The following is a 14,298-nucleotide window of genomic DNA, read 5'->3' as shown; positions in this document are numbered from 1 at the left end:
GTCCCCCGGTCCGCATCGGTCGCGGAAAGTAATCAATTCCTGACCGAATGCGATTCCGGAATTCAATCAAGGGAGGAGATCGCGGGACAACCATTTGAACATTCCAATCCGGGAGTAGTCCTGGCCATGGCAAAAGGTTGCCAACTCACCCGACCGCGCGGAGCGAATTCCGGGCTCAGAGCCAGTGGTTCCGCTTGAACAACCGGTAAAGCACGGTGCACGCGGTCACCATCACTCCGAGTACGACGAAGTACGCGTACTTCAGCCGCAGTTCCGGCATGTAATCGAAATTCATGCCGTAGATTCCGGCGATCATGGTCGGCACCGCGAGGATCGCCACCCACGCCGAGATCCGGCGCATGTCCTCGTTCTCGGCCACCTGGACCTGGGCCAGCCCGGCCTGCAGGATCGAGCTGAGCAGCTCGTCGAACGAGATCACCTGCTCCTTCACTCGTTGCAGGTGGTCGTCGACGTCGCGGAAGTAGTTCTTCGTCTCGTCGGCGATCAGCGGGTGCCGCAGCGTGGCCAGCGCCCGCATCGGGCCGGTCAGCGGCGCCACGGCCCGCTTGAGCTCCAGCACCTCACGCTTCAGCTGGTAGACCCGGTCGATGTTCCGCCAGCCACGCGGCGTGAACATGGACGTCTCGATCAGGTCGATATCGGCCTGTACGGCGTCCGAGACCTCCAGGTACCGGTCGACGACGTGGTCCGCGATGGCATGCAGTACGGCGCCCGGACCGGTGGCGAGCCGTTGCGGCTCCCGCTCCAGCTCCTGTCGTAGCCCGGCCAGCTCACTGTGTTCACCGTGCCGGACCGTGACCACGAAGCCGGGTCCGCAGAACACCATGACCTCACCGGTCGCGACCACCTCGCTGGTGGCGGTCAGGTCGTCGTGCGGGACATACGTGACCGTTTTGAACACTGCGAACAGCGTCTCGCCGTACCGCTCCAGTTTGGGGCGCTGGTGCGCCTCGTACGCGTCCTCCAGCGCCAGCGGGTGCAGACCGAACTCCGCGCCGATGATGGCGAGCTGGTGGTCGGTCGGCTGGAACAGGCCGATCCACACGAACCCCTGCCCGCGCTGCGCCCGGTCGAGCGCCTCGGTGTAGGAGTTGACCCGGGTGTCGCGGACACCGTCGCGGTACAGCCCCCAGTCGACCAGGGCGCCCTCGAGCTTGCCGGTGACCACGTCGTCCGGTGGGCGTCCGGCACCGCCGCCGCGCCGGGCGAAGACCCGTCCTACACGGCGTGTCGCGCCCATGTCCCATCGTCGCCCGGTCATCACCGGCGAGGCTATCAAGACGCGGTAACCAGCCGTCAGCAATGATGGGGGTGGAAGCACGTGGAGAGGAACGACGATGACCACGCAGGGCATGCCCTCGATGGACCCCAGGCCGACCGGCCTGACGATCGGGACGTACGACACCTACCGGGAGGCACAGCGAGCTGTCGACTATCTCTCGGACGAGAAGTTCCCGGTCGAGCACACGACCATCGTCGGCAACAACCTCCGTCAGGTCGAGAAGATCACCGGCCGGCTCACCTGGGGCCGGGCGCTGACCGCCGGTCTGGCCAGTGGCGCCTGGTTCGGGCTGTTCGTCGGCCTGCTGCTGGGACTCTTCACCACCAACAACTGGATCGCGGCGGTGCTGACCGGCGTCGTGCTGGGTGCCTTCTTCGGGCTGGTGTTCGGCGGCCTCGGCTATGCACAGTCGGCCGGCCGGCGGGACTTCACGTCGCGGACCGCTGTGGTGGCCACGACGTACGACGTGCTCTGCGACTTCAAGTTCGCTGAAGAGGCGCGCAACCACCTCGCCAAGCTGGCGCTGAAGGGCGAGGTGCACCCGGTGCTGCCGGATCACCAGGCCCAGCAGACCTCGCAGCGGCCGATCGACTGAGGTGACCTATCTCTCCTGCCGGTGAGAGCCAGACCACGGCCCGGATGCGCCCGGACCGGCAGCATGGGGAATCCAGGAGCCGAGGAGGAACCGAGATGCAGTTCGGGCGCAGCTACGAGGAGTTCGAGGTCGGTGCGGTCTACAAGCACTGGCCAGGTAAGACGGTGACGGAGTACGACGACCACCTGTTCTGCCTGCTCACCATGAACCACCATCCGCTGCACCTGGACACGCACTACGCGGAGGGGTCGACCCAGTTCGGGAAGAACGTTGTGGTCGGCAACTACATCTACTCGATCCTGCTCGGGATGTCGGTCCCGGACGTGAGCGGCAAGGCGATCGCCAACCTGGAGATCGAGTCCCTGCGGCATGTCGCCCCCACCTTCCACGGCGACACCGTGTACGGCGAAACGCTCGTCCTGGACAAGTGGGAGTCCAAGTCCAAGGACGACCGCGGCGTCGTCTACGTCGAGACCAAGGGCTACAAGCAGGACGGCACCGTCGTCTGCCTGTTCCGCCGCAAGGTCATGGTCCCGAAGAACAACTACCTGGAGAGCCGGGGCGGAGAACAACCTGGCCGCCCCACCCCGGCCGAGTAGCCGCCCTCCGGCCCTCCGCATTTGCCTGGCTGACCCACCAATTTGCCTGGCTGACCCACCAGATGAGGGGTCCCCCACCCAGAATCAGGGTAAGGAACCCGGAACCAGGTGGGTCAACCCATCAAATGAGTTCAGCTGAGGAACAGCTCGATCACTGGGACTAGGACGTTCGGCTTCTGGATCGGGAGCTTCAGCGTGAGTACGTCGGCCGATACGCCACCCATCGTGGTGTTCTGAGCCGTGCGGTGCGGGTCGTTCTCGATGCGCTTGATCTCCGAGGCGTCGTTCAGGAGCTGTGCGTACTTCACCTTCCCGCCGAGGCCGGCCAGATGCACGTGGCCCATCGGCCAGGAGAACAGGTGCAGATACAGCCGGTTGCCCTTCTGCGTGTAGCGGGCGTCCACCGGCGGGGTCAACTCACTCGGGCGCGCGCCGCGGATCGACCGCTCGTGCAGTCGCATCCACTCACCGATGTCGGCCAGCGTCGCCAGCGCCCGCGGGTCGAACTCACCTCGACCCGTCGGCCCCACGTTCAGCAGCAGGTTGCCGTCCTTGGAGACCGAGTCGATCAGCATCTTCACCAGCAGCTCGGGTGACTTCCAGTCCAGGTTGTCCCGGTCGTAGCCCCAGCTGCCGTTCAGCGTCTGGCATGCCTCCCACAGCACCGGTACGCCGTCGCGCTGCATCGGCCCGTCCGGCTGGTACTGCTCCGGTGTCACGAAGTCGCCCGGGATGTCCAGCCGGTCGTTGATCAGGATGTCCGGCTGCAACTCCCGGACCATCGCCATCAACTCGACCGAGCGCCAGTCGTCCCGGCCCTTGCCGTGACCGTCCCGCCCGTCCGGGTACTTCCGGCCCGGGTAGGAGAAATCGAACCACATGATGTCGATCGGCCCGTAGCTGGTCAGCAGCTCACGGGTCTGCGCGTGCAGGTAGTCGGCGTACACCTGGATGTCCCGCCCGGCCGCCTTCGCGATCGCCTCCTCGTCGTCGCGCTGCGGGTGCACGAGGTCGATCGGGAACTCGGGGTGGTGCCAGTCGATCAGCGAGTGGTAGAACCCGACCCCGAGTCCCTCGGCCCGGCACGCCTCGACGAACGGCCCGACCAGGTCCTTGCCCCAGGCGGTCTTCGCCACGGTGTAGTCGGACACCTCGGAGTCCCACAGGCAGAAACCCTCGTGGTGCTTGGTCGTGAGTACGGCGTACTTCATGCCGGCCTCACGCGCCGCGCGGGCCCACTTGGCCGGGTCGTACAGGTCCGGCTCGAAGTGGTCGAAGTACGGCTGGTAGTCCTCGTCGGTCAGCTGTTCGCGGTTCTTCACCCACTCGTGCCGGGCCGGCAGCGCGTACAGGCCCCAGTGGACGAACAGGCCGAACCGCCAGTCGCGGAACTTCTCGACAGAATGCGCGGGAGGCGCGTCGGTCATGTCAATTCTCCTTAGGAATTAGCGGCCGCCAAGACCTGTGACGAGCAGGCCGCGGACGAGGTGTTTCTGCAAGAGGACGACGAGCAGCACGGTCGGGATCATCGCCATCACCGACGCGGCCATCATCAGGTTCCACTGCGTGCCCTGCTGACCGACGAACTGCGCCAGGCCGAGCGGCACGGTGCCCTTGTCCTCGACGCTGTTGATGATGATCAACGGCCACAGGAAGCTGCCCCAGAAACTGATGAAGGTGAAGACGGTGAGTACGGCGATGGCCGGCCGCGCGAGCGGCAACATGATCCGCAGGAACGTGCCGAACGGACCGCACCCGTCCACCCGGGCCGCCTCCTCCAGTTCGGCCGGGATGGTCAGGAAGAACTGCCGCAGCAGGAACGTGCCGAACGCGGTGAACGCCCACGGCAGGATCAGTGCCCAGTAGCTGTCCACCCAGCCGAGCGCCTGCATCAGCCAGTACATCGGCACGATCAGCACTTCCTGCGGCACCATCAACGTCCCCAGGAACAGGACGAACAGTTGCTCCCGGCCCCTGAACTTCAGCCGGGCGAAGGCGTACGCCGACATGCTCGAGGCAGCGACCACCACCAGGGTGCCCGCCACCGCGACCAGCAGGCTGTTCAGGAAGTAGCGATCGAACGGAGCGAACGTGAACGCGTCCGCGTAGTTCTTCCAGCGGATCTCGGAGCCGAACAGGTGCGGTGTCGGGGTGAACACCTCGTCGGCGGGTTTCAGCGACGTCGAAACGGCGTACACCAAGGGGCCGAGGAAGGCGATCGCGACGAGGACCAGGAGCGTGTGCGAGACGCCGCTGCGGACCTTGCGGGCGGCGCTGTTGGTCTCAGACGTCATAGTTCACCCACCGCTTCTGCCCTAGGAACTGGATCGCGGTGATGCCCATGATGATCACGAACAGCACCCATCCGGCCGCCGACGCCAACCCCATCGTGAGGAACTGCCAGCCCTGGTTGTAGACGTACATGACGATGGTCTGGGTGGCCACGCCCGGGCCGCCCTGGGTCAGGATGAACGGCTGCGCGAACACCTGGAACGAGGTGATCAGCGTCATCGTGGTGGCGAAGAACATCGACGGGGTGATCATCGGCCAGGTGATGTAGCGGAACCGCTGCAGCGGCCCGGCGCCGTCGATCTGCGCGGACTCCAGTTGCGACTGCGGAACCTGGTCGATCGCGGCCGAGAAGACCAGGAAGTTGTACCCGAAGCCCTGCCAGATCGACATCGCCACGATCGCCGGCATCGCCCAGCTCGACGAGCCCAGGAAGTTCGGCGCGTCGATGCCGAACCAGCTCTGCAGGCCGCCGTCGATCAGCCCGCCGGGCTGGAACAGCAGCCGCCAGACCATCACGTTGGCCACCATCGGCGTCATCACCGGGATGAAGAACAGCACCCGGAACACCTGCCGGCCCCTGATCTGCGGGCCCAGCCAGACCGCGAGCCCGAGCGAGACGACCACGTTCAGCGGGACGTACAGCACCACGAACAGCACGGTGTTCAGCACCACCCGGCGGAACACCGGGTCGTGCAGCAGGTGCGAGTAGTTGCCGAAGCCGAGGAAGGAGCGCGTGCCGAACACCGGCCAGTCGAACAGGCTGATGCCCAGCGCCATCGCGGTCGGGAACAACGTGAACAGCGCCAGTCCGCCGAGGCTCGGTGCCAGGAAAACCGACGCGTACCGGCCGTCCCGGCGCAACGCGGGCCGACGCCCCGCCCGGGGCGCACCCTCAGGTGCGCCCGGGGGAGCGACGGTTGTCGTGTCGGTTGCCATTACGACCCAGCGCCTGCCTGGTCCTGGATGGTCTTCAGGGCCTGGTCCGGTGGGATCTCACCGTTCAGCGCCTGCGTACCGAACCGGTTGAGCAGGTCGGCGACCTGGACCCAGTTCTTCGAAGTGACCAGCGGTACCGAGTGCTCGGAGGCGTAGTCGATGGTCTCCTTCGCGCCGTCGATGTTCGCGGCGGTGAACCACGCCGGGTGCGCGACGGTGCGAGCCGGGTACGCGCGGCCGGCCTGGGCCAGCGTGGTCAGCGGCTTCTCACTGGTCATCGACATGATCGCCTGGAAGGCGGCGTCCGGCGTCTTGCAGGACCGCGAGATGCCGAAGCCCGAGCCGGCGGTGTAGGTCTTCGAGCCGTCCGGACCGGCCGGGATCGGCGCGATGCCGAGGTTGAACTTCACCTTGCCCTTCGTGTCGATCAGTGACCACGGCCCGTTCAGCTGCATCGCGGCCTTGCCGCCGGTGAACTGCTGGGTCTCGAAGTCCGGGTTGCCACCCGGCACCTGCGGTGCGATCTTGTCGGTCTTGACGAAGTCGGCGTACTGCGAAAAGCCCTGCTCGAACTTCGAGTCGGTGAAGTTGAGCTTGCCGTCGGCCAGCGGCTCGGCGCCGGTCATGGTCCGCACCCAGGACATGGTGCCCAGGTCGCCGGGGGTCGTCACCAGGCCGGTCTTCCCAGCGGCGGTCAGCTTCTTCGCGGCAGCCTTGAACTCGTCGATCGTCCAGCCCGGCTTCGGGTCGGGTACGCCGGCGGCCTTGAACAGGTCCTTGTTGTAGAAGATCACCATCGGACCGGAGTCGTACGGGATCGCGATCTGCTTCCCGTCCGCCTTCAGGCCCTCCATGATCGGCTTGTCGAAGTCCTCGGCCTTCAGGCCGTACTTCTTCATCAGGTCGTCCAACGGCAGCATCGCGCCGGCGTACGACGCCATCCGCAGACTCTGCATGCCGATGATGCAGGGCGCCTTGCCGCCGGCCAGCGTGGTCCCGATCTTCGACCAGTAGCTGTCCCACGGGGCGCCCTGGAGCTTGACGGTGATCCCGGCGTGATCGGTATGAGCCTGGTCGGCGACCTTCTGCCAGGCGGCCTGGTCCTCGGCGCCGGCGATCCAGAAAGACCAGGTCAGATCGGCCTTGTCTGCTGAGCCGGAGCTACCGCTGCTGCCGTCGTTGCCGCCCCCACACGCGGAAACGGCGGTCAGGGCCAGCACCGCACACGTGGCGGTGAGCCAGCGGCGTGCCCGAGCTGGTGTTCCTCTCATCCTGACCTCCAAGGAGAACTGTGAGTCATCCGATCAATATGTCGGGATCTTGAGGAGAGTCAACAGCTCGTGGGCTTATTTCAGGAGAAAGATGAACTTCCCACGCCTAGCGCAAGGCCTAGACCTCCGATGTATGGTCCGAAGACATCGGAGGTTTGGGGGCCGAAGGGAGGGCTTGCATGGCGGTGACGGATGTGGCGATCGACCGGATCAAGCAGATGATCGTGGCCGGCGAGCTGCAGCCCGGCGACCGGCTGCCGCGCGAGGCCGACCTGGCCGCGCGGCTCGGGCTGTCCCGGAACTCCCTGCGCGAGGCGGTCAAGGCGCTGGCGCTGATCCGGGTGCTCGAGGTGCGGCAGGGCGACGGCACCTACGTGACCAGCCTCGATCCGGCACTGCTGATGGAGACGATGGGCTTCGTCCTGGACCTGCACCAGGACGCCTCGGTCCTGGAGTTCTTCGAGGTACGGCGGATTCTCGAGCCGGCCGCCGCGGCCCGGGCCGCGTTGCGGATGCCGGACGCCGAGATCACCGCGATGCGCGCGCTGCTGGACGACCTCGGGGCCGACCCGTCGGCCGACGACCAGCTTGCCTGCGACGTCGAGTTCCACCGGCTGCTCGCGATCGGCAGCGGGAACCGGACGCTGGCCTCGATCATCGAGAGCCTGCGGCAGCCGACCTACCGGGCCCGGATCTGGCGCGGCCTCACCCAGACCGGCGCGGTGAGCCGCTCGGTCGCGGAGCACCGCTCGATCCTGGAGGCGATCGCCGCCCGCGAGCCCGAGGTCGCCCAGGCCTGGGCGACCGTGCACATCGCGGGCGTCGAACGCTGGCTCAACGAGGCGGTCAAGCTCGACGTGGACGGAGCTCCAGCAGCACCGCGGCCGGCATCGGCAGCGTCACCTCCACGGCTGAACCGTTCCACTCGAGTGGGGTACTGACCATCCGGCTGCGCTCGGCCAGGTCGGCCAGCTCCTCGTCGGTCGGCCAGTCGCCGAGGCCCGCTGCGGCTGTGGCGATGTCACCTGCACCAATGGCCAGCGTGGTGGCCTTCGCTTCCCAGGACGGGTCCACGCCGGGCAGCTGGACCTGGACGGTCCTGGTCAGCTCCGGCGCCCCCGACGACTTGGTCTGATCGAGGGTCAGATTCCACAGCAGTACGGCGATCCGGTCGCGGTCCCGGGAGGCCCAGGCCTCCACCAGGCTCCCGCCACCGTCACCGTCGTACGTCACCGGCAGCTCGACCGGCCCGAGGCGGCTGAGCAGCGTCATCGCGTGGTAGCGCGGTTTCGCCAGCCCACCAACGGTTTGCAGCCCGAAGCCCCCGTGCAGGAACCGCGGCGGCCGGCCGAGCTCCTCGAAGTGGTCGGACGCGACCCAGTACGAGAGCGCGTCGATCCGCCCGGCCGCGGACCGCATGCCGCGGAGCAGGAACACCCCGGAGAACACCGAGTCGTTGATCGGATTGAAGTGCGTCGGCGTCACGCCCCACTCGGTCCAGAGGATGCGCGCATCGCCGTACCCGTGCCGCTCCAGCGACGCCCGTACGTCGAGCGGCGGCGACCCGTACGTGTGCGTGGACACGAAGTCGACCGGCGTACCGAACCGTTTGGCGTGGACGAGGAGGTCGTCCACCCAGCCGGCCGCGGCGGAGGACGGGCCGCCGACCGCGAGGCGTGGGTCGACGGATTTCACGGCGGCAGCGGACACGTCGTACAGCTGGAGCCATTCGGCCTTGGTGCCGGACCAGAAGACCTCGAGGTTGGCCTCGTTCCAGACCTCGAAGTCCCAGGTCAGCACCTCGTCGAGGCCGTACCGGTCGATCAGGTGCTGCACGAGCGCGCGGACCAGGTCGTGCCAGCGCTGGTACGACGCCGGCGGCGAGATGATCGCGCCGTACTCGAAGACCGTCTTCGTCGGGTCGCTCGCCAGCTCCCGCGGCATGAACCCGAGCTCGACCACCGGACGCAGCCCGAGCGCGAGCAGCTTGTCGTAGATCGCGTCCACCACGGAGAAGTCGTACGAATCACCGTCGATCACGTGGGTGTCGTCGTGGAAGATCGCGTGCGCGCGGACCGTGCGTACGCCGATCTCGTCATGCATCTTGCGCAACGCTTCCTCGAGTTCGCTGCCGATCTCGTGCCCGCCGGTCAGGTCCTTGCAGAGCAGCTGACTCAGCCGCTCGCTGCCGACCATCGGCTCCCACGGCCGCTGCAGCTCGGTGCCCTCAGCAACCGTATCGACGGTCACCGACACGTTCGGAACCGTGTCGTCGGCAACCAGCGGTACGGCGCCGATGGTATGACTCGGACGCCCGTGGGCCGTCACCTCGGGCACGCTCGCAACGGCGTAGCGGTACGGCGTACCCGGGGTGCAGGTGGTGTCCACGTACGGCGGCGCCGGGACCGACAGCACGTCGCCGCTGTGATGATCGACCGGCTCCAGCGGACCGCGCTCGCCGGTTCCCCTGAAGATCAGGTAGCCGACCGCACCGTCCACCGGCGACCAGTCGATCGTCACCTGGCCGACGCCGCCGACCGCCGTGACCTCCTTCGGCGGATCGAGCTCGGGAAAGGCGAACGCGCGGTCCTCGTCGCTGCGGACCGCGATCCGCTCGTCCCAGTCGGTCTTGGCGTCATGCTGCATCTGGACTGTCTCCCGTTACTCGAGGCCGGAGCCGAACTGCTCCATCGCGATCAGCGGCCGGATCCGGCTCTCCACCGTCCGGCTCGCGAAGCTGCGCCGGATCAGGTTCTCGCCGAACACGTTGCCGATGGCACCCATCACCATCGCCTGGTCGAGCGACAGGTACCGGCGGGCGATCAGCCCGGACTTGACGGCGACCGAGTCGTAGAACCCGCCACCGCCGTACGCGTGCAGGGTCTTCTCGATCTTGCTCAGGTTGTCGATCGCCTGCCGCGGCGCGTACGCCATCGCCAGGAACGCCGCATGCGGGGTGACGACGCCGTCGCCGTACGTCGGGTTCGGGTTGGTGCCTTCGCGGCAACCCTCGAAGCCGGCGTCGTAGTTCGTCGCCTCCAGGTCGGACGGGTAACCACCGGGGTCCATCCCGATCGCGTCGACGCCGTAGACGGAGTACCCGCCCTTGGGATTCGAGGCCGGCGAGAAACCCCAGTAGCCGTACTTCGCGTCGTCCAGGCCGTGCTCGATATGCGCGCGGACCGTCAGCGGGTGGTTGAGGCCCCAGCTGCGCGGCGCCCAGGTCGACTCGGGGACGAACAGGTCGGGCATCAGGGACTCGAACATGTCGCCGCCCCAGGACGGGACGAGCCGCATGCCGCGGTACGAGTAGGTGCCTTCGAAGACGTCGAGGCCGAGGTAGGTCCGGTGCACGCCCTTCGGCTTCTGCTCCACCCACGACCAGTCGCAGCTGTCCGGGAAGGTGCGGTACGTCGCGAAGTACTGCGTGTGCGGGACCTGGTTGAGGGCGAACCCGACGTACCCGGCGATCCGGGCCTCGGTGTTGCAGGTGTCGTAGTGGAACTTGCGGTAGTACACGTCCGGGCCGACGCCGGCGTGGTTGCCCTTGTCCGTCTCCTCGTCCGGCGGCGGGGTCTCGAAGAATCCGCCCCGCATCAGACCGCCCGGGCGAGCCGCGGGGTTGTAGTAGAACGCGAAGTTCATCTTGTTCAGCAGGGAATCCGCGAGGGCACGGGCGCCCGGCTCGGCGTTGCGGACGACCATCAACGCGCACGCGAACCAGCCGTTGTCGACGCTCGAGACGAACGGCGTGATCGCCTTGGTGCCGTCCGGGTCGACACGCAGTACTTCGCCGGTGGCCTCGTCGTACCAGTTGAAGTACATGCCGCTCGGCTCGTGGTGTACGACGTTCTTCATCGTCGTCAGCGTTTGCGTGATGCGGCGCAGCGACTCGTGCGGCGAGATGATGCCGAGGTGCTTGGCGACGACCGTGCTCCAGAGGTAGCCGCCGATGTTGGTGGGGGAGGTGTAGCTGCTGCGCACCGGGTTCGTGACCGACTCGCCGATGTTGTCGGCGGGCAACCCGGTGTGCTCGTCGGTCATCGCGACGATGCTGCGCCAGGTGTCACGAGCCCACCGGCCTACGGTGGCTTTGTCTTCGCGGCTCGGTGTCCAGCTGCCCTTCAAGAGCTCCGCCGGTGAAGGCGTTCCTCCGAAGGCGGGAGGTGCGGTTCCGATCAGGGTTGCCGCGGTGCCCGCGGCCAATACTGTGCGGCGACTGATGATGGCGGTCATCTGATGTCTCCTATTTGAGTCCGGTAATCGCTATGCCGCGGGTGACGTGACGCTGGAAGGCCAGGAACATCACCAGCACCGGTACGACGACCACGACCGCGCCGGCCATCAACAGGCCGTAGTTCTGCGCGTTCTGTCCGGTCGAGTACAGCGCCAGGGCGACGGGAAGCGTGTACTTGTCCTCGGTCTGGGCGATCACCAGCGGCCAGAGGAAGTTGTTCCAGGATCCGAGGAAGGTGAGGATGCCGAGCGTGGCCAGCGCGGGCCGCGTCAGCGGCAGCATGATCCGGGCGAAGATGCCCAGCTCGGTGGTGCCGTCGACGCGGCCGGCGTCGATCAGGTCGTCGGGCAGCCCCAGGAAGAACTGCCGCATCAGGAACACGCCGAACGGCGAGACCAGGAACGGCAGGATCAGGCCGGGGTACGAGTTCGCGAGCCCGGCGTTGGTGACGAGGACGAACAGCGGGACGAACGTGACCATGCCCGGGATCATCAGCGTGGCCATCACCAGCACGAACAACGCGTTGCGGCCCTTGAACCGCAGCTTCGCCAGCGCGTACCCGATCATCGAGCAGAAGGTCAGGTTGCCGGCCGTGACGGCCAGCGCGACCAGCATCGAGTTGAGGAAGTAGCGCGGGAAGTTCGCCTTGTTGAACAGGTCGTCGTAGTTCTGCGACGTCGGCTGGTCCGGCCACCACGTCGGCGGGACCCGGAGCAGCTCGCCCTGGGTCTTGAAGCTGCCGAGCACCATCCACAGGAACGGCGCCGCGACGGCGACCAGACCGAGCACTCCGATCAGGTAGATCCACCAGGTACGGCGCATCACTTCTCCCTCAGCAGCCGGAACTGGATGAACGTGACGACCGCGATGACGACGAACAGGATGTACGCCATCGACGTCGCGAGCCCGTAGTTGCCGAAGCCGAACTGGTTGTAGGTGTACATCGACACCGACAGCGTGCTGTCCAGCGGACCGCCCTTCGTCATCACGAACGGCTCCTCGAAGAACTGCAGGTAGCCGATGCCCATGGTCACGCAGTTGAACAGGATCGTCAGCCGCAGCAACGGCAGGATCAGGTACCGGAATCGTTGCCAGGGGCCCGCACCGTCAATCTGGCCGGCCTCCTCGACGGACTGCGGAATGCCCTGCAGACCGGCCAGGAAGATGATCATCGCGGAGCCGAAGTTCCGCCAGACCGCCATCGCGATCAGCGACGGCATCGCCCAGGTCTTGGACGCCAGCCAGTTCGGGCCGTCGATGCCGACCCAGCCGAGCGCGGTGTTCAGCAGACCGTTGTCCGGTGACAGCACGAACCGCCAGATCACCGCGATCGCGACGATCGACGTCACCACGGGCAGGTAGTAGGCGACCTTGAACAGCGCCTGGAACCGCTTGATCCCACGATCCAGCAACACCGCCGCGCCCAGCGCCACCACCAGCGTCAGCGGGACGCCGACAATCACGAAGTACGCCGTGTTGAAAGCCGCCTTGCGGAACGTCTCGTCCGACAACGCCTTCACGTAGTTGCCGAACCCGACCCCGTTCACCGAGAACGGCGTCCGCAGATCCCGCTGCTTGATGTCGGTGAAACTCATCCCGAAGGACCCGAGCACCGGCCCCGCGGTAAACGCCAGGAACAACACCACGAACGGCAGCACGAGAATCCAGGCCGCCGCGGCCTCGCGAGTGACCCGTCGCCGCGGGCGCCCAGGCGGCGACTTACGCCGTACCGCGTGGGACTGCTTATCGGTGACGACTGTCATCGTGCTCAGCTACCGCCCGGGCCGATGGCGGACGCTTTGGTCTGGATCGCCTTGGCGGTGTCGGCGGGGGACTGGCCGGACTTGGCCATCTTCTCGACCTCGGTGTCGAACGCCTTCGCGACCTGCTCCCAGTTCACGATCGCCGGCGGCGCCTTGGCGTCCTCGAGCTGCTTGCCGAACACCGGCAGCAGCGGGTCGGACGCGATACTCGGGTCCTCCCACGCGCTCTTCACCGCGGGCAGGTCGGACGACATCTTGAACCACGACGCCTGCGTCTTCGCGTCGGACAGGAACTTGACCAGCTTCCAGGCGCTGTCCTTGTTCTTCGACGCCTTGAACACGACGAAGTCCGAGCCGCCGACGAACGAGGTCGCCGACTTGTTCTTCGGGATCTGGAACACGCCGATGTTCGGCTTGATCGCGTCGCCGCCGGCCTTCGCCACCGAGCCCGCCATCCACGGACCGGAGATGAACATCGGCACCTGACCGTTCACGAACTGGGCCTCGGTCTGGTTCGGCGGCAGGTCGGTGCCGGCCAGCTTCTCGGTGAAGAAGCTCTGGTAGTACTTCAGCCCTTCCTGCATCTCCGGGGAGTCGAAGGTGAACTCCTTCTGGTCGTCCCCGGTGATGTTCGCGCCGGCCGACCAGGCGAACGGCATCACCGTCTGCCAGGAGCCGTCGCCGCCCGGCTGCAGGTTGATCCCGTACTTCGCGCCGGCCTTCTCCTTCATCGCCTTGGCCATCGCCTTCAGCCCGTCCCAGTCCGTCGGGGGAGTGCTGAAGCCGGCCTTCGCGGCGAGATCCTTGCGGTAGAACACCAGCCGCGTCTCGACGTACCAGGGAACGCCGTACTGCGTTCCGCCGACCTTCGTGGTGTCGAGCGCACCCTCGTAGAAGCCGGAGTTGTCGAAGCCCTGCGGTGTCGGGTCGAGCGCGCCGAGGTCGGCGAACTCACCCATCCACGTGGTGCCGACCATGGCCGCGTCGGGCAGCGTGTTCGCGGTGATCGCGGTGGTGAACTTGTTGTGCGCCGCGTCCCACGGGATCGGGGTGACGGTCACGTTGACGCCCGGGTTGGCCTGCTTGAACTGCTCCATCAGCTTGGGCAGGTTCTCGCCCTCGGTGCCCATCGCCCAGACGGTCAGGTTGCCGGTCGCGGGTCCCTCGCTGACGGTGGTGGTCGGTTGCGATCCGCCGCTCGGCGTGTCCTCGGACCGTCCACACCCGGCCAAGGCGAGCGCTGTCGCGGTCAGTGCAGCGCTGCCGATCACCAGCCGGCGGCGGATGCTGTGGGTGAACATG

At 66.8% G+C, this 14,298-nt stretch carries 13 protein-coding genes; 3 read left to right on the top strand and 10 right to left on the bottom strand.

The features are described from left to right. Positions 1-175: 175 nt before the first annotated feature. On the bottom strand, positions 176-1,282 hold the full coding sequence (locus EV649_RS14695; protein ID WP_241998210.1) for a magnesium and cobalt transport protein CorA: 1,107 nt from the start codon (positions 1,280-1,282) through the stop codon (positions 176-178). 76 nt (positions 1,283-1,358) lie between these two features. Between EV649_RS14695 and EV649_RS14690 the strand changes: the two genes are divergently transcribed. Continuing rightward, complete coding sequence (locus EV649_RS14690) at positions 1,359-1,898, top strand: general stress protein (RefSeq protein WP_130384002.1); 540 nt, start codon at positions 1,359-1,361, stop codon at positions 1,896-1,898. A 95-nt stretch (positions 1,899-1,993) separates the two neighbouring features. Next, a complete protein-coding gene (locus EV649_RS14685) occupies positions 1,994-2,497 on the top strand; it encodes a MaoC family dehydratase (RefSeq protein ID WP_130384001.1) in 504 nt (167 codons plus the stop codon). Between the two features lie 131 nt (positions 2,498-2,628). Here EV649_RS14685 and EV649_RS14680 read toward each other — a convergent pair whose 3' ends face one another. From EV649_RS14680 to EV649_RS14665, 4 genes are read right to left on the bottom strand one after another with little or no spacing between them, the layout of a single operon-like run. Continuing rightward, positions 2,629-3,924: an alpha-L-fucosidase gene (locus tag EV649_RS14680; RefSeq protein WP_130384000.1), complete on the bottom strand. Its 1,296-nt coding sequence runs from the start codon at positions 3,922-3,924 to the stop codon at positions 2,629-2,631. Between the two features lie 18 nt (positions 3,925-3,942). After that, positions 3,943-4,791, bottom strand: coding sequence for a carbohydrate ABC transporter permease (locus tag EV649_RS14675; protein ID WP_130383999.1), 849 nt, complete (start codon positions 4,789-4,791; stop codon positions 3,943-3,945). Further along, entirely contained in the window at positions 4,781-5,725 is a 945-nt protein-coding gene (locus EV649_RS14670) for a sugar ABC transporter permease (RefSeq protein ID WP_130383998.1), read from the bottom strand. The genes EV649_RS14675 and EV649_RS14670 overlap by 11 nt, the downstream gene beginning before the upstream one ends. After that, positions 5,725-6,996, bottom strand: coding sequence for a sugar ABC transporter substrate-binding protein (locus EV649_RS14665; RefSeq protein ID WP_130383997.1), 1,272 nt, complete (start codon positions 6,994-6,996; stop codon positions 5,725-5,727). The genes EV649_RS14670 and EV649_RS14665 overlap by 1 nt, the downstream gene beginning before the upstream one ends. A 179-nt stretch (positions 6,997-7,175) precedes the next feature. Between EV649_RS14665 and EV649_RS14660 the strand changes: the two genes are divergently transcribed. Next, positions 7,176-7,937, top strand: a complete 762-nt coding sequence (locus EV649_RS14660) for a FadR/GntR family transcriptional regulator (protein WP_130383996.1) — start codon at positions 7,176-7,178, stop codon at positions 7,935-7,937. Here EV649_RS14660 and EV649_RS14655 read toward each other — a convergent pair. Genes EV649_RS14655 through EV649_RS14635 form a run of 5 tightly spaced genes read right to left on the bottom strand, consistent with a single transcriptional unit; the run spans position 7,843 to position 14,297 of the window. Then, a complete protein-coding gene (locus EV649_RS14655) occupies positions 7,843-9,642 on the bottom strand; it encodes a xylan 1,4-beta-xylosidase (RefSeq protein WP_130383995.1) in 1,800 nt (599 codons plus the stop codon). The two genes, EV649_RS14660 and EV649_RS14655, sit on opposite strands and share 95 nt — an antisense overlap. Before the next feature lie 15 nt (positions 9,643-9,657). Next, positions 9,658-11,232 carry a glucoamylase family protein gene (locus EV649_RS14650; protein ID WP_130383994.1) on the bottom strand — a complete coding sequence of 525 codons (1,575 nt, stop codon included), beginning with the start codon at positions 11,230-11,232 and terminating at the stop codon, positions 9,658-9,660. A 10-nt stretch (positions 11,233-11,242) separates the two neighbouring features. Beyond that, on the bottom strand, positions 11,243-12,055 hold the full coding sequence (locus EV649_RS14645; RefSeq protein WP_130383993.1) for a carbohydrate ABC transporter permease: 813 nt from the start codon (positions 12,053-12,055) through the stop codon (positions 11,243-11,245). Further along, positions 12,055-12,996, bottom strand: a complete 942-nt coding sequence (locus EV649_RS14640) for a sugar ABC transporter permease (protein WP_130383992.1) — start codon at positions 12,994-12,996, stop codon at positions 12,055-12,057. The genes EV649_RS14645 and EV649_RS14640 overlap by 1 nt, the downstream gene beginning before the upstream one ends. Before the next feature lie 5 nt (positions 12,997-13,001). Beyond that, entirely contained in the window at positions 13,002-14,297 is a 1,296-nt protein-coding gene (locus tag EV649_RS14635) for a sugar ABC transporter substrate-binding protein (RefSeq protein ID WP_130383991.1), read from the bottom strand. Between the last annotated feature and the right edge of the window lies 1 nt (position 14,298).

Origin of the sequence: Kribbella sp. VKM Ac-2569, assembly GCF_004216905.1 — a bacterium.
Taxonomy (GTDB): domain Bacteria; phylum Actinomycetota; class Actinomycetes; order Propionibacteriales; family Kribbellaceae; genus Kribbella.
Note: the sequence above shows the minus strand (reverse complement) of the source record. Positions and strands in the feature narration are given on the sequence as shown.

Coding starts and splice junctions, on each gene's coding strand:
- EV649_RS14695 (WP_241998210.1), bottom strand. CDS start 1,282: ATGACCGGGCGACGATGGGACATGGGCGCGACACGCCGTGTAGGACGG.
- EV649_RS14690 (WP_130384002.1), top strand. CDS start 1,359: ATGACCACGCAGGGCATGCCCTCGATGGACCCCAGGCCGACCGGCCTG.
- EV649_RS14685 (WP_130384001.1), top strand. CDS start 1,994: ATGCAGTTCGGGCGCAGCTACGAGGAGTTCGAGGTCGGTGCGGTCTAC.
- EV649_RS14680 (WP_130384000.1), bottom strand. CDS start 3,924: ATGACCGACGCGCCTCCCGCGCATTCTGTCGAGAAGTTCCGCGACTGG.
- EV649_RS14675 (WP_130383999.1), bottom strand. CDS start 4,791: ATGACGTCTGAGACCAACAGCGCCGCCCGCAAGGTCCGCAGCGGCGTC.
- EV649_RS14670 (WP_130383998.1), bottom strand. CDS start 5,725: ATGGCAACCGACACGACAACCGTCGCTCCCCCGGGCGCACCTGAGGGT.
- EV649_RS14665 (WP_130383997.1), bottom strand. CDS start 6,996: ATGAGAGGAACACCAGCTCGGGCACGCCGCTGGCTCACCGCCACGTGT.
- EV649_RS14660 (WP_130383996.1), top strand. CDS start 7,176: ATGGCGGTGACGGATGTGGCGATCGACCGGATCAAGCAGATGATCGTG.
- EV649_RS14655 (WP_130383995.1), bottom strand. CDS start 9,642: ATGCAGCATGACGCCAAGACCGACTGGGACGAGCGGATCGCGGTCCGC.
- EV649_RS14650 (WP_130383994.1), bottom strand. CDS start 11,232: ATGACCGCCATCATCAGTCGCCGCACAGTATTGGCCGCGGGCACCGCG.
- EV649_RS14645 (WP_130383993.1), bottom strand. CDS start 12,055: ATGCGCCGTACCTGGTGGATCTACCTGATCGGAGTGCTCGGTCTGGTC.
- EV649_RS14640 (WP_130383992.1), bottom strand. CDS start 12,996: ATGACAGTCGTCACCGATAAGCAGTCCCACGCGGTACGGCGTAAGTCG.
- EV649_RS14635 (WP_130383991.1), bottom strand. CDS start 14,297: ATGTTCACCCACAGCATCCGCCGCCGGCTGGTGATCGGCAGCGCTGCA.